Origin of the sequence: Bacteroides sp. 3_1_23, assembly GCF_000162555.1 — a bacterium.
Taxonomy (GTDB): domain Bacteria; phylum Bacteroidota; class Bacteroidia; order Bacteroidales; family Bacteroidaceae; genus Bacteroides; species Bacteroides ovatus.
This window is the reverse complement of sequence record NZ_GG774949.1, coordinates 1,510,675-1,525,039: the sequence shown is the minus strand read 5'-3', so window position 1 is coordinate 1,525,039 and position 14,365 is coordinate 1,510,675. Positions and strand designations below refer to the sequence as shown.

The following is a 14,365-nucleotide window of genomic DNA, read 5'->3' as shown; positions in this document are numbered from 1 at the left end:
AATATGGCAGGATTATCCAGTTCAGCAATTGTCGGCTTTATCTCATCCGGAATAAAGATGGGTGAGAAGATCGTAGAATCCTTTCTATCCGGTTTTTCGGGCTATGGTTGGAAAATTTGGGAGTATGTTAAAGGTAAATGGAAACTTGAGATTGATACAATCGTAGTCCGTGAGACTATGCTTGTTTTTGAAATGTTGATCTCAAAAGTTAGAGCGATAATCGGTGCACAAACAATAAGTCAAGGACACGGGAAAGTAAAGTCAGCTCAAATCTCTGGCGATGATACAGAATACCTTATCGAGTTGGAGGATGAAGATGTGAGCATTGTTGCGCATGACTTCGTGCGCTGTCAGACATTCGTAGGAGATAAGACAAAACTTTATCATGTCGAAGTATCATCGGTTGAGGTGGAAACAAAAACCTTACACGTGCCTTTATCTGAATTTGATAAAGATGAATCCGGTAATGTTCTCAATGTTCCCGCTGCAGGTGATGAACTGGTCCAGTTCGGTAATTCACAGAATAAAGCTCGCCAGTCTGCCATCTATATGCATGCCGACGAAACAGGACAACCAGCCATTGACGTGATGTTCGATCTTGACAGTAAGAATTGGGAAGGAAAGGTTAAGGTTCGTGTTGGTGGTGACATACCCGGAAGTGGAGGATTGAAAGGCTTCTACTGTGTGAATGGCATGATAAAGGGAGTCGATAGTAAGGGGAATATTGCTTACTGTATATATCCGGATGGTACTGCGGAGCTGGGTTGCGGTTCGGCCTTATTTAAACCTGACAAATCTGGTCATATTGCCGGCGGAGCAATTGAGTGGATATGGGACGAATCAAATCAAAAGTGCGTATGTACTATGAAGGATGTTGTTCTCACCTGGGATAATCTGTCTGATGATGCAAAAGAAAACTTGAAAGGCGAACCGGGAAAAGACGGTGCCGACGGTAAAAATGGACAAGACGGGAAGGATGGATACAATGGAATAGACGGTGCGGACGGCGTAAATGGTAAGGATGGGGCTAGCTTGGTGTATAAAGGAGAATATTCTTCTCATCCTGATAATCCTAAAAACGGTTGGTATTATCGTAATACAACAGATAAGAAGTGCTATGTTTATCAGGATAATTCTTGGTATGTTATGACTGTTGACGGTTCGGATGGTAAGAACGGTCTGGACGGAGTTAACGGTGAAGATGGTAAGGATGGTCTTGATATTGTTTGGAAGGGAGATTCTTCAATTCCTCCCGCTAATCCTCAAAAGAATTGGGTGTATCGTGATACGGATAACGGTCGAGTTTATATCTATAATGGTACGGCATGGGCATTAATGGTCGCAGATGGTAATGACGGGGTGGATGGTGCGAAAGGTGAATCCGGTGCGGACGGCAGAGATGGGATGAGAGTTTACATAACATATAATGATAGTAAAGAGGAACCAGATCGCCCTGTTGGTGATGGGACAAAAGATGGCTGGCATACGAATTCAACCGCATCTGTTGTTTGGATTTCTCAAAAAGTATCAGAAAGTGGGGATTCAGGTGAATGGGGTGATCCTATACGAGTGAAGGGGGAGCCGGGTAAGGATGCAAACCTTCTTCCATGGATAGAAAAGTGGAACGGTTATGCAACGGAATTAGGGGAAGAGTATATTGTTACTCCCAAGATGTTTTCGGGTACAAAATCCGCTGATGGAAAATTGACTGGAATTGTGCAAGGAAAGGAATGTTTGACCGATAAGATAACTGGCGAGAAGCGTACAGGTATATTTGCTCTTGTGGATAATGAGATAGTATTTGCACTTGATCCAATTTTGAAGGAGTACTTATTCACTGGACAAATAAAAATAGCAAATGATAAAATAATATTAAACCAAGATGGCAGTGGGCATTTGGCCTCTGGAAATTTAAAATGGGATTCTATTGGTAACATAAGTATAAGTGGAGCATTGCAAACACCTTACACGTCGATGTATATTGAACCATCAACTACTTATGTGCTTGATCTAGAAAAACATCGATATGCTTATATAGGATACCGCAACAATACAATAGAACCAATAAGTACAATAATTATCCCTTCTCCCACAGAAGGTCTTAATGGTTCAGAAGTTAGACTATTTACAAGGGAAAACGGATTGCACAAAGTGCACGAAGCTGTATATATTACAATTCAATATGGACTTCCTATTCGGTTTCCGGGTTATAATTATTATGATAAAAATTTATCTACTGGTCCTACATTATATTCGCTACGTTTAGCAGGTAAAGAAGCAATATTAAGATGCGTTTCTTCATCAGGTTCTATGTCATGGTATCTTCAAAATTATAGTGACTTTACTGCTGAAGAACTCAATCCAATATAATCAATGGATTTTTAAGTAAGAGATAATATGGAACTAAACGACTGGCTAACAATACTTGGTGCTTTGGGAGGATTTGAGGCAATCAAATGGATGGTAAACTTCTATGTTAACCGGAAGACTGATGCAAGGAAAGAGGATGCTTCTGCTGACTCTATGGAAGATGAGAATGAACGTAAACAAGTGGATTGGCTAGAGGATCGTATTGCACAGCGTGACACGAAAATAGATGCTATCTATGTTGAATTACGTAATGAGCAGAATGATAAATTAATTTGGATACATAAATGTCACGAGTTGGAACTACAGTTGAAGGATGCTGAACATAATCGTTGTGATCGACCTGATAATGACTGTAGTCGTCGTATTCCACCACGTAGAGTTACAATAACTAAAGATAAGGAGGAAAAGAAATGAAAACTATTGATTCGATTATTATTCATTGCTCGGCCACACGTGCCGGACAAGATTTACGTGCTAAAGACATTAACCGGATGCACAGGGATCGGGGATTCAATCAGATTGGTTATAACTTCGTCATTGACTTGGACGGAATGGTGGAGAATGGACGACCACTATCCATAGACGGGGCGCACTGCAACACGAAGGGGTTTTCTACTACATCGTATAATAAGCACAGTATTGGAATCTGTTATATCGGTGGACTGGATGCAAACGGTAAGCCTGCAGATACACGGACTACGGCTCAAAAAGCCAGTTTGCGGGAATTAGTTGCAAAGCTTTGCAAGGAGTATCCTATAATCGAACTTCTCGGACATCGAGATACTTCGCCTGACCTGGACGGCAGTGGGGAAGTTGAACCTGCTGAATTTATCAAAGCATGCCCCTGCTTCGATGTGCGCTCCGAGTTTTCTAATTTTCTTCGCAATACAGTGATTCGGCCATGAAGCGAATAATATACATTATCATATTGCTGATGTCAGCAATATGGTTAAGTTCCTGCAAGGCTTCCCGGAATATGGAGACGGAGAAGCAGGTGGACTATTCCGGAGAATTCCAATACCAGAGAAACATGATTGAGTCTCTAAAGATGGACGTGAATAGACAGACCAAAATTACTACTGAAAGGCTGAGTGATCTAAAAATTGAAAATACGACAGTTTACTTGTCTGCTCCAGATTCAACAGGAAAGCAATACCCGGTCAAAGAAAGTACTACCACCGCTTCCAAGCAGGAACAAGAACGGACTGAAGTTTATGAAACATTGTCTATTACCCTGCAACAGTTCTCTAATAGATTAGATTCATTGAATGGTAAGGTTAATGCTATATTGAGTCAGAGAAAAAAAATAATTGAACTTTCTTGGTGGGATTTGCATAAAAATAAAGTGTACCTTGTTATCACTCTAATGATTGTTGTTATATGGGTGGTATATGGTCGAAATAAATAATAAAAAGAGGCGGCATGGAGCTGCCTCTTTCCGGTTGTAGGTTGTATGTTAGATGTCGGGAAAATCATTTCTTATTTTATCGCTTTTTACAGCAAAGTTTCTTCTAATATATCGCTCTGTAGTATCAATAGATTTATGACGAAAGTGACGTTGAAGTTCCCAAGTATCAATACCTTCATTTACAAGTTTTACCCCTCCTGTATGTTTGAAACTGTATAATTTGTATTGAGGTGAAATATTGAGACGATCACGTATTTTATCAAATCTAAATCTAAAATTATTCTTTCCTAACATAGTTTTGCCAGGAACACCATTGTGAGAGAATATATAAAAATCTTTGGGATGCATATCAAGGTTCAATATCTTATATATATAATCATATAGTTGGCGTGGAATGTTTACCGATTCTGTCTGTCGATTCTTACTGATATCTTTGGGGACTGTTATAATGTGATTGTCAAAGTCTATATCTCCGATTTGTAGTTGTCTGCATTCGTTTGGACGGATTGCACAATAATATTCCATTTGACACACCAACCATAATTGAGGATCATGTTCTTTTATGTACATTGATAGTAGCTGACGTTCTCGGTCAGGAATTGGTTTGGCTGCTTCATCCTTAATGGTTCCCATATTGGGTATGTCATGTACGGGATTAGTATCTATAATTCTTTTTACTTTTAGTAAATAATCGAAGAAACCATGTAATATTTGAGCATACTTTTTTACTGTTCTTTGGCTTACACCATGCTTTTCTACAATATAGCATAGAAATTCGCATATTGAACTCTGTTCGAAAAAACAAATACTTTGCTTATCTAAACCAGTTTGTTCCACCCATTCACAGAATATGCGTAGTTTGGATTTATAAGTCTGAAAAGAGTGGGGGATTACTTCTACTTTTTTTATTGCTAAGAAATCAGAGAGGTATGTGCGTATACCAACAAAACCTTTTCTTTCATTACCCCATCGTTTAGCTATGTTCTGATATAATAGTTCATCGTTATAGCTGACTTCTTTTCCTAAGAATGGAATTTCTCCCTTAGTGAACTTTTCCTTAATCTCATTTATGATTTTTTCTGCGAATGCGTAACGTTCTTCTTTGGTCTTTAATTTTGCAAAACCATTATAGACCCGGAAACGTTTCATTTCTTCTGTTTGAGGATTACGACATGAATACTCTACGAACCATGTTTTACTCAAATCGCCACCACAATCTTTTAGCCGCGGTAGGATGACAATAGACTTTTGTTTTGCCATAATAATTACTTTTAATTGTATATTGACGATTTACCAACTAAAAGACAATTATAGACAGTTTGAAGATCGACTTAAAAAGAATATATTTTTGTATGTAACTAATTGATATTCTTTTAATTTTGTCGGGATACCAGGATTCGAACCTGGGACCCCCTGCTCCCAAAGCAGGTGCGCTAACCGGACTGCGCTACATCCCGAAGTGCTTTTATAATAACCCTTTCTGTCTTTTTGTAGTCGGGGTAGCGGGATTCGAACCCACGACCCCCTGCTCCCAAAGCAGGTGCGCTAACCGGACTGCGCTACACCCCGCTACTTTTTTGAAGGGTTGTTCTTTTCAAAAGCGGTGCAAAGATAGGGAGTATTTTTTAATTAACAATAGCTAAACGAATGTTTTTTACCTATTATTTCTCAATACCTTGAATCTCATCACTTTGCGGTCTCACTTTTTTTTCTTGTCAGAGATTAGAAGTATCATCGGACATCGTAATTCATCTTTTCATCTCCTCTTTCACCTTTTCTCTGTCTCTTCGATGAATAGGGAGTTTGCGGGTGAAGGGCAACAACTTCACCACCTCTTCACCTGTAAGCGATTAGGTTTCAAAAATAGTTTCAATCCTTGAAACACTTCGTTTCTCGGTGAGAAACACTTTGTTTCAAGGCGTGAAACTTTTAGTTTCAAATGGGGTTGAAACTAATAACGAAATAGCTTGACTAATCTTGCTCAATGATGTAATCAGGGTAAGCGGCTATTTGATTTTGTTCACGATGAAAAGAAGGTGAAAGAACGGCTCTTCACCTGAAAACTCCCTGTTAATCGGTGATACAGAGGAAGAGTGAAGGGGATGGAAGAATTGTGCCTATTATAGAGAAAGAATATTAAATTGCTCATAACTGTACCGGAGTGAACAAGCTCATAATGGTATATTGGGGGTGGTTGCCCCGTACATAAATTATCTGTGAGTATGAACTATCTTTCGATGTTTTCTGTTTTATAAATAAGAATTTTAAAATGAAAAGCCTTATGAAAACAAGAAAACAAAAAGAAACAGGTGAAAAAGAAGTGCACTTGTTAGAGCAAAAAGGATATGAAAGAATGGTGAATGAGATTGTCCCCGTTCAACAAGCGGAAGCATATCGCAAGCCAACTAATAAAGCGGTCAAAGAGGCTGTTAAGGAATTAAATCCCGATACAAATAGTCTGGGTAGTAGAGGATAAGTAATTCCTCTACTACCCAGACTAATCATCGTATTAAAGGATTCGGGAGGCTTTCGGTGGTTCTCATTTAGGGAAAGTAAGAATAAAACAGCTTCCTTTCCCTATTTCTGATTTTACGTTAATACTTCCGTCATGCAAAGTCATGATCTGTTTGCACAGGCTCAATCCGATGCCCGAACCGGATGTTTTGGTGGTGAAGAAAGGAACGAAAATCTTGTCCAAAACATCTGTTAGAATTCCCTCGCCATTATCAGATATTGTTAATGTCGGGTTGTCTTTAGAGAAAAACTTTATCTGTATCTCTTTATCTATTTTTCGCTCGCATGTTTCGCGGGCGTTTTTTAACAAGTTGATAAGCACTTGCTCTATCTGTGCCCGGTCTACATATAAAAATAAATCAGATGCAGGCATTTCGAAATGAATATACTCTTCCGGGAATAATTTCTTTAAGTCCATAAACAATTCTGCAACAGATACTTTAGTACGGACAGGTATCGGAATTCGTGTCAGTCGCCGGTAATTCTCCACAAATCCTAGTAATCCCTTACTTCTTCTGTGAATAGTCTGCATAGCTTGCAACATAGCAGAATACTCCTTTTCTCCGAGTGATTCGGGGATTCCCCTTTCACTTAACGTTTCCGAAAGAGAAATAATAGGAGTGATGGAGTTCATGATTTCGTGTGTTAATACACGAATCAGCTTTTGCCAGGCCTCCATTTCATTACGTTCCAGTACAGAATGAATATTCTTCAGACTGATTAACCGCTGTTTCTTCCCCTGTGTAGCAAATGTGGTGCAGGAAATAGCCATTTCCAGAACGATACCATTCTGCTCGATGCGGATCATGGACATATCATTGCTGATAGAAGCCTCCTGAAGTACGTCCGGTAGTTGTGATATTTGCCCCAGATGGGCCACTGCAGCCTGATTCATCCATTCAATGTGCCCGGAAGCATCGGTTACGAGTACGACAGTATCTACTTTATTTAATAAACTCTCGTAATACTGATACTTGACTTCCTCTGCCAATAACTTTCCCCGAAAGTCCTTCAATGCATTAGAAAGCTCCTGTGCCCACTCATCCATCATCTTATTTTTGAAAGGCGGATGAAGATTCTGCGTCATATCGTTGTAGCGAAGTCCATCCGTCAATCGTCGTAACAAGGTGATTTGCTTGAACTGTATTCGGTAGAGATGCATACCGGCACCTATCAAAAAGAGAATACAGACGGTAGTGCTGAACCATAACTGTCTTTGATACAGCAGACAACTGCCGATAGAAAGCAGAAAAATAATTAAGATGTGCAATGCTACTTTGAACTCAAATCGTTTCATAAGCCTAATTTTTCAAGTTTGCGATACAATGCAAAACGGGTAATCCCTAAATATTCGGCAGCACGGGAGATGTTTCCGTCGCTGATCCGGAGCGCTTTCTCAATGGCCTGCCGTTCCAGTTGTTCGAGATTCAGTACCATTTCTTCGTCCTTTTTCTGTTTAGGTGTCGCATGAAAAAGGAAGTTTTCAGGTTTTAGCATGGAGCCGTCTCCCAAGATTACAGCACGTTCTATCGTATGTTGAAGTTCTCTCACATTTCCAGGCCATGCATATTTCAGCAGTTTGTTTTTGGCTTCCCGTGTCAGTCCGTGCATTTCTTTTTTATATTTGCGGGCATAATGGTTCAGAAAGTGTTCGGCAAGCAGGATGATGTCATTGCCGCGTTCACGGAGTGGAGGTATATGTATTTCAATCGTGTTGATACGATATAATAAGTCCTGACGGAAATTCCCGTCTTCCACCATCTGACGGATATCAGCATTGGTGGCACATATTAAACGGACGTCGATGGGAATGGTTTGCGTACTTCCCAAACGACTGATTTGCCTTTTTTCGATAGCAGTCAGTAATTTAGACTGCATAGGAAGTGAAAGATTGCCAATTTCATCCAAAAACAAAGTCCCGTTGGTCGCCACTTCCATTCGTCCCGCTTTTGATTTCTTGGCATCGGTGAAAGCGCCTTTTTCGAAACCGAACAGTTCACTCTCAAACAATTGTTCGGGTATACTTCCCAGGTCAATCGTGACAAAAGGTTTGCCGTATCGTGGAGAACAACGATATAATAGTCGGGCAATCACATCCTTTCCCGTACCGTTTTCTCCGAGAATCAGTATATTGGCATCCGTATTACTTAGTTTATTTATCGTGGCAAACACTTCCTGCATGGCCGGTGACTCTCCAATAATATCATTTTCCGAAGCATTTTGCCCGCTAAGAATTTCTACTTGCTCTTTCAGCATGTTGACTTCCTGCTGTGACTGACGCAGTCGCATACCCGAAGTAAGCGTAGCCAGCAATTTATCCTTTTCCCAAGGCTTGGGAATAAAATCGGTAGCACCGGCTTTGATGGCCCGGACGGCCTTGTCCGTATCCGCATAGGCAGTCATAAAAATAACAATAGCTTGTGGGTCAAGCTGCAATATCTGCTTCAGACTTTCAAATCCCTCTTGTCCGCTGATGGCATCCCGGCTGAAATTCATGTCCAATAAGATAAGATCGGGATGAAAGGTGGTCATGAAATGCTCGATCCGATCGGGGGTAGTAGCCACCTTTATTTTCTCCGTATACGGTTCCAGTAGGAGGTTGAGGGCAAAGAGCACGTCCTCGTTATCATCTACTATGAGTATCTTTCCTAATTTGTTGACTTCTTCCATATCTTCTATCCATTTAAACTCCGGGAGCAAAGATATGGATAAATCTCATGTGTTGTGTGTGCGATTGCGCACTAATTTTGTGCGTATATGCACACTGAATGAATGAAAGGAATATTACTATATTATTGAATGATAACTGTTTATCTGAATGGCACATCTTTTGAATGATAAATAACAAATATAACCAACGAATGAATCTGAAATTAATCTTCATATCTCTCGGACTATTGTTGACAGAACTATTGACCGCTCAAGATCAAACCACAGAGCTGTCATTGAAGCAAGTCATAGAGATTGCCCGTATGGAATCTCCCGATGCACAGACGGCACGCCACAGTTTCCGTTCTGCGTATTGGAACTATAAATATTATCGTGCCAATTATCTGCCGTCTTTAAGCCTGACATCCGATCCGAATCTGAACCGTGCCATTAACAAGATAACGATGGGAGACGGTTCGGTAAAGTTTGTCGAACAAAATCTATTGAATACAGATTTAACCCTGAATCTTTCACAGAACTTATCCTGGACCGGTGGCTCTTTCTTTCTCGAAACCTCCGCTCAACGCATGGATCTGTTCAGCGAACATAAATACTCATGGCAGACTTCCCCCATAATGATCGGTTATCGCCAGTCTCTTTTTGGCTACAATAGTTTGAAATGGGATAGACGGATAGAGCCCGTGCGCTATCAGGAGGCAAAGAAAAGCTACGTAGAGACGCTTGAACTCGTATCAGCCAATGCGATTAATAAATTCTTTGCCTTGGCCACCGCCCAGAGCGATTACGATATTGCTTCCTTTAATTACGCCAATGCCGATACACTTTACCGTTATGCGCAAGGCCGCTATAACATAGGTACCATCACAGAAAATGAAATGCTGCAACTGGAACTTAACCGTTTGACGGAAGAGACAAACCGCATGAATGCCCTTATTGAAATGGATAATTGTATGCAGGAACTCCGTTCCTATCTTGGTATTCACGAAGATCGGGAATTACGTGTCCTTGTCAGTCCTCAAATTCCGGATTTCAGTGTGAACCTGAATGAAGCACTGGCACTGGCTTACGAAAACAGTCCGGATATACAGACGATGGAAAGGCGGAAACTGGAAAGTGAGAGTGCTGTGGCGAAAGCCCGCGCCAATGCCGGCCTGAAAGCAGATATCTATCTCCGTTTCGGATTGACGCAGACTGCTGACAAACTGCCCGACGCTTATCGAAATTTGTTGGACCAGCAATACGTAAGTATCGGCATTTCTCTTCCTATCCTAGACTGGGGACGTGGAAAAGGACAGGTGCGAGTAGCCCGTTCCAATCGTGATCTGGTTTACACACAAGTCGAACAGAGCCGGACGGACTTTGAACTGAACGTTCGTAAACTCGTCAAACAATTCAATCTGCAAACGCAACGTGTCCGGATCGCTGCCCGCACGGATGAGACAGCCCAACGAAGAAGTGAAGTGGCCCGCAAACTCTATCTATTAGGTAAATCTACCATTCTTGACTTGAATGCTTCCATTTCAGAGAAAGATAGTGCCCGCCGTAACTATATTTCGGCTTTATATAATTATTGGAGTTTATATTATACACTCCGTAGCATGACACTATATGATTTTGAGCGAAATACGATACTGACAGAAGACTACCATCTTCTGATTGAATAGAGAACAACGAAAAGTCAGTAAAGAATAGTGATGGAACCCTAATTAATAGAAACTTGTAAAACACCAGATAATCTCATGGATATAAAATTAGAAAAGAAACCGTGGTACATTCGTTACAGATACTATCTGATAGGAGGGCTTTTATTTGCCGCCTTTTTGATTTATGTGATTACTTTGTCTTTAGGTCCCAGAAAACTACGGATAGATGCCGAAAATATACAGATTGCAGAAGTGAAAGAGTCTGATTTCATGGAATATGTAGATGTGGAAGGGCTCATTCAGCCTATACTGACCATCAAGATCAATACTCGTGAAACTGGAAGCGTGGAAAGGATTGTCGGTGAAGAGGGAAGTTTGCTTCAGCAGGGAGACACCATTCTTATTCTTTCCAATCCCGATTTGCTCCGCAATATTGAAGACCAGCGTGACGAATGGGAAAAGCAAATGATTACCTATCAGGAGCAGGAGATTGAAATGGAACAAAAAAGTCTGAACTTGAAACAGCAAGCCCTGACAAATGGCTACGAATTGGAACGCCTGAAAAAAAGCATCGCTCTCGACCGCGAAGAATTTCAGATGGGAGTGAAGAGTAAGGCGCAGTTGCAGGTAGCTGAAGATGAATATTGTTACAAACAGAAAAACGCAGCCCTGCAACAAGAGAGCTTGCGACATGATTCTGCTGTCACGATGATACGTAAGGAATTGATTCGTAACGACCGGGAGCGGGAACGGAAAAAGTACGAACGTACTCGCGAACGACTGAATAGCTTGGTGGTCACAGCTCCACTGAAAGGTCAGCTTAGTTTCGTAAAGGTCACTCCGGGGCAGCAGGTTTCCTCCGGTGAAAGCATTGCTGAAATAAAAGTGCTCGATCAATACAAAATCCATACTTCACTTAGCGAATATTATATCGACCGGATCACCACCGGACTACCGGCTACCGTGAACTATCAAGGAAACAAATATCCGCTGAAAATAACAAAAGTGGTTCCCGAAGTGAAAGATCGTATGTTTGATATTGATCTTATTTTTACCGGAGATATGCCCGATAATGTAAGAGTCGGCAAGAGCTTCCGGGTACAGATTGAATTGGGACAGCCGGAGCAAGCGCTCATTATTCCGCGAGGCAACTTCTATCAGTTTACAGGCGGACAATGGATTTATAAAGTAAATGCATCAAAGACAAAAGCAGTTCGCGTGCCATTGAATATTGGTCGACAGAATCCGCAACAATATGAAATAGTAGAAGGTTTACAGCCGGGAGATTGGGTTATTACCACCGGATATGATACCTTTGGCGATGCGGAAGAATTGATCTTGAAATGAATGAAAAATAACAAATAGATAAAACATGAAAACATTGTACTATGCGATACGCTTTTTGTTGCGTACAAAATCATATACTATTATTAATTTGCTCGGGTTAGCCTTTAGTTTAGCTTGTTGCATTATTTTGCTTCGTTATATTCATCGTGAGCTTACAGTAGACACACATTGCATTGATCGTAATCAAGTGTATGGTGTACAGACAACGTTTGAAGGAAATCGGGTATTAAGTGTGGCTGAAATAGGGAGCCGGGATAGTGTTTACATTGATAATAGTGGCATAGTGACGCGTTCACGCATCGTGTTGCTCGAAAATGATTATTTGACCTATCAGTCAAATCGTATTCCTGTTCAAGCTATGGCAGCAGATAGTGCTTATTTTGAACTTTTCCCTTACCGTGTGTTACAAGGTTCAGTGTCCTTGGAAGATCCGGCGTCAGTTTTGTTTATGGAGGGTTTTGCTAAAAAACTTTTCGGCAAAGAAAATCCTATTGGCAAGATTCTCACTTATTCGAATGGAAAGGAGATTAGGGTGACAGGCATATTAGAGGAACCAATTAATAAGCGGATGTTTAATTTTGACTTGGTCCTCTCTTCAAAACTATCATCATTATGGGAGCGTATGCCTTTGGATTTTATCCGTTTCACTTCAGAAACGGAAGTAATGAAAGCCAATAAGGCCGGGAGTTATCCCCGGTTTATCAATCAGGATGCTCGTAGCGGGGATAGTCGGAAATACACTTTCTCTCTAGTTCCTATAAGTGATATGTATTGGGATCGGGCTTTAATTGGTCGATCCGGACCAGATATGCTAGTTAGCGGAAACCGTTCCCAACTATTTATTTTAGGAGGAATTTGCCTGTTGATATTACTTGCAGGTGTGATGAATTTCATCAATCTTTATCTGGTATTGATGGTGAAACGAGGTAAGGTGTATAGCTTGCGGAAAGTTTTTGGAGCTGATAGAAAAGCGTTGTTTAAGCAAATATTCATAGAAAACTTTTTATTGATCGCTGCTTCCATGATAGTAGCCTGGCTCATTGTAGAGGTGACAAATATTCCTGTATCATCCATGTTTGGCAGTCAGCTGATGTATACTGCATTTGATGGGATATTATCATTCTCTATTTTGTTGTTTTTGCCTCTGTTAGTATCTATTTATGCGTTTGTGCAGTGCCAACGTTCTTTGTTGGCTGTTTCAATCCGGAAGGTAGGTACAGATAACCATTCGGTTCGTTCACGTATGATCTTTCTTTTTCTGCAATATATGATTACTTTCCTGTTAGTGGTATTATCAATCTATTTCAGCAAGCAACTGAATTTTATGTTACATACCGATCCTGGTTTTCGTGTAGAGTCTGTAATTCAAGCAAACTTGATATATGAATCACGAGATTTCGCAGTTTACACTATGGAGACTATCAAACAACGGCAAGAGAGGATTACTGAAATAGACCAACTCATGAAGAGTTGTCCGGATATTCAGTATTGGACGACGGGACATTCATCTATTTTGGGAGACTATTATTCTACAAACTTTCAAAGTGTAAAAGGAGAAACAGTTGCGTTGTTGCAATCTTATGTTACTCCTGATTTCTTTAAAGTTTTCAATCTTGCGTTTGTGGATGGAAGTCTGCCGGAAATGGATGAAGACTCAAGAAATAGAGTGGCCGTTGTAAATCGTGCGGCATTGAAAGCCTTAGGATATACGCAATGTGAGGGAGCTATGCTGGTTGATGAAATGATGAAAAGAAACGTCCCGGATTTTCCGGCTCAACCTATTGTTGCTGTAATAGACGATTATTATGACGGACATATTAGTACAGGTGTCCATCCGATGGTCTTTATGGTTGGTAGTCAATTAGACGGTGATTTATATCAGATATATTGCCACTCCGGCAAAGAACAGGCAGTTATTGACTATTTGAAAAGTATTCAAAAGAAAGTGTATGGTACAGAGGATTTTAAATATTCTTTGTTGAAGGACGATGTGGCTGAACTTTATAAAAATGATCGCCAGATAGCTTCTGTTTATGCTCTTTTCGCTTGTATAGCTATTGTAATAGTTTGTCTTGGCTTGTTTGGTATTTCATTATTTGACATTAGGCAGCGTTCCCATGAGGTTGCAATTCGCAAAGTGAATGGAGCATCACTGAAAGATTTATATCTTTTACTAGGACGCAAGTATCTTGTCATATTAGGTGGGGCTTTTGCAGTAGCTCTTCCATTATCCTGGTATCTGATATATGAATACACAAAGGATTTTGTAGTGAAAGCTCCTATAGGTATAGGAATCTTTTTGATAGCTTTGTTATTGGTTGGTGGTATTTCTTTAGGGACTCTATTCTGGCAAATAAACAAGATTGCGCATATTGATCCTGCTAAAATTATAAAAACTGAATGAATCTAAGAT

11 protein-coding genes and 2 tRNA genes are annotated in these 14,365 nt (G+C 40.4%); 8 read left to right on the top strand and 5 right to left on the bottom strand.

Annotated elements, in window-relative coordinates; genetic code table 11:
- Positions 1-3: 3 nt before the first annotated feature.
- From HMPREF9010_RS18600 to HMPREF9010_RS18615, 4 genes are read left to right on the top strand one after another with little or no spacing between them, the layout of a single operon-like run.
- Complete coding sequence (locus HMPREF9010_RS18600; RefSeq protein ID WP_004303223.1) at positions 4-2,370, top strand: collagen-like protein; 2,367 nt, start codon at positions 4-6, stop codon at positions 2,368-2,370.
- 27 nt (positions 2,371-2,397) lie between these two features.
- The gene (locus tag HMPREF9010_RS18605) at positions 2,398-2,784 is read left to right on the top strand and encodes a hypothetical protein (RefSeq protein WP_004303222.1); all 387 of its coding nucleotides are present in this window, start codon (positions 2,398-2,400) and stop codon (positions 2,782-2,784) included.
- Positions 2,781-3,275, top strand: a complete 495-nt coding sequence (locus tag HMPREF9010_RS18610) for an N-acetylmuramoyl-L-alanine amidase (RefSeq protein WP_008647590.1) — start codon at positions 2,781-2,783, stop codon at positions 3,273-3,275. Before HMPREF9010_RS18605 ends, HMPREF9010_RS18610 begins: the two co-directional genes overlap by 4 nt.
- Positions 3,272-3,778, top strand: a complete 507-nt coding sequence (locus HMPREF9010_RS18615; RefSeq protein ID WP_008647588.1) for a hypothetical protein — start codon at positions 3,272-3,274, stop codon at positions 3,776-3,778. Before HMPREF9010_RS18610 ends, HMPREF9010_RS18615 begins: the two co-directional genes overlap by 4 nt.
- A 48-nt stretch (positions 3,779-3,826) precedes the next feature.
- On the opposite strand, the gene HMPREF9010_RS18620 is transcribed toward HMPREF9010_RS18615, so the two are convergent.
- The 3 genes from HMPREF9010_RS18620 to HMPREF9010_RS18630 form a co-directional block, all read right to left on the bottom strand.
- A complete protein-coding gene (locus HMPREF9010_RS18620; RefSeq protein ID WP_008647583.1) occupies positions 3,827-5,038 on the bottom strand; it encodes a tyrosine-type recombinase/integrase in 1,212 nt (403 codons plus the stop codon).
- A 122-nt stretch (positions 5,039-5,160) separates the two neighbouring features.
- A tRNA-Pro gene (locus HMPREF9010_RS18625) sits at positions 5,161-5,235 on the bottom strand.
- 37 nt (positions 5,236-5,272) lie between these two features.
- Positions 5,273-5,347, bottom strand: a tRNA-Pro gene (locus HMPREF9010_RS18630).
- A 712-nt stretch (positions 5,348-6,059) separates the two neighbouring features.
- On the opposite strand from HMPREF9010_RS18630, the gene HMPREF9010_RS18635 reads away from it, so the two are divergent.
- The gene (locus HMPREF9010_RS18635) at positions 6,060-6,254 is read left to right on the top strand and encodes a hypothetical protein (RefSeq protein ID WP_004303066.1); all 195 of its coding nucleotides are present in this window, start codon (positions 6,060-6,062) and stop codon (positions 6,252-6,254) included.
- 63 nt (positions 6,255-6,317) lie between these two features.
- On the opposite strand, the gene HMPREF9010_RS18640 is transcribed toward HMPREF9010_RS18635, so the two are convergent.
- Together HMPREF9010_RS18640 and HMPREF9010_RS18645 are read right to left on the bottom strand one after the other, a co-directional pair.
- Positions 6,318-7,589 carry a sensor histidine kinase gene (locus tag HMPREF9010_RS18640; RefSeq protein WP_008647579.1) on the bottom strand — a complete coding sequence of 424 codons (1,272 nt, stop codon included), beginning with the start codon at positions 7,587-7,589 and terminating at the stop codon, positions 6,318-6,320.
- Positions 7,586-8,962 carry a sigma-54-dependent transcriptional regulator gene (locus HMPREF9010_RS18645; RefSeq protein ID WP_004318225.1) on the bottom strand — a complete coding sequence of 459 codons (1,377 nt, stop codon included), beginning with the start codon at positions 8,960-8,962 and terminating at the stop codon, positions 7,586-7,588. The genes HMPREF9010_RS18640 and HMPREF9010_RS18645 overlap by 4 nt, the downstream gene beginning before the upstream one ends.
- Positions 8,963-9,153: 191 nt before the next feature.
- Between HMPREF9010_RS18645 and HMPREF9010_RS18650 the strand changes: the two genes are divergently transcribed.
- From HMPREF9010_RS18650 to HMPREF9010_RS18660, 3 genes are all read left to right on the top strand, one after another.
- A complete protein-coding gene (locus HMPREF9010_RS18650) occupies positions 9,154-10,626 on the top strand; it encodes a TolC family protein (protein ID WP_004318226.1) in 1,473 nt (490 codons plus the stop codon).
- Positions 10,627-10,701: 75 nt separating this feature from the next.
- Entirely contained in the window at positions 10,702-11,952 is a 1,251-nt protein-coding gene (locus HMPREF9010_RS18655; RefSeq protein ID WP_008647578.1) for an efflux RND transporter periplasmic adaptor subunit, read from the top strand.
- Between the two features lie 25 nt (positions 11,953-11,977).
- Positions 11,978-14,356, top strand: coding sequence for an ABC transporter permease (locus tag HMPREF9010_RS18660; protein ID WP_008647573.1), 2,379 nt, complete (start codon positions 11,978-11,980; stop codon positions 14,354-14,356).
- The last annotated feature ends 9 nt before the right edge of the window (positions 14,357-14,365 follow it).

Excerpts from the sequence above, each read along its gene's own strand:
- HMPREF9010_RS18660 (WP_008647573.1), top strand. The coding sequence starts at position 11,978 with ATGAAAACATTGTACTATGCGATACGCTTTTTGTTGCGTACAAAATCA.
- HMPREF9010_RS18615 (WP_008647588.1), top strand. The coding sequence starts at position 3,272 with ATGAAGCGAATAATATACATTATCATATTGCTGATGTCAGCAATATGG.
- HMPREF9010_RS18605 (WP_004303222.1), top strand. The coding sequence starts at position 2,398 with ATGGAACTAAACGACTGGCTAACAATACTTGGTGCTTTGGGAGGATTT.
- HMPREF9010_RS18635 (WP_004303066.1), top strand. The coding sequence starts at position 6,060 with ATGAAAACAAGAAAACAAAAAGAAACAGGTGAAAAAGAAGTGCACTTG.
- HMPREF9010_RS18640 (WP_008647579.1), bottom strand. The coding sequence starts at position 7,589 with ATGAAACGATTTGAGTTCAAAGTAGCATTGCACATCTTAATTATTTTT.
- HMPREF9010_RS18645 (WP_004318225.1), bottom strand. The coding sequence starts at position 8,962 with ATGGAAGAAGTCAACAAATTAGGAAAGATACTCATAGTAGATGATAAC.
- HMPREF9010_RS18650 (WP_004318226.1), top strand. The coding sequence starts at position 9,154 with ATGAATCTGAAATTAATCTTCATATCTCTCGGACTATTGTTGACAGAA.
- HMPREF9010_RS18610 (WP_008647590.1), top strand. The coding sequence starts at position 2,781 with ATGAAAACTATTGATTCGATTATTATTCATTGCTCGGCCACACGTGCC.
- HMPREF9010_RS18620 (WP_008647583.1), bottom strand. The coding sequence starts at position 5,038 with ATGGCAAAACAAAAGTCTATTGTCATCCTACCGCGGCTAAAAGATTGT.
- HMPREF9010_RS18655 (WP_008647578.1), top strand. The coding sequence starts at position 10,702 with ATGGATATAAAATTAGAAAAGAAACCGTGGTACATTCGTTACAGATAC.
- HMPREF9010_RS18600 (WP_004303223.1), top strand. The coding sequence starts at position 4 with ATGGCAGGATTATCCAGTTCAGCAATTGTCGGCTTTATCTCATCCGGA.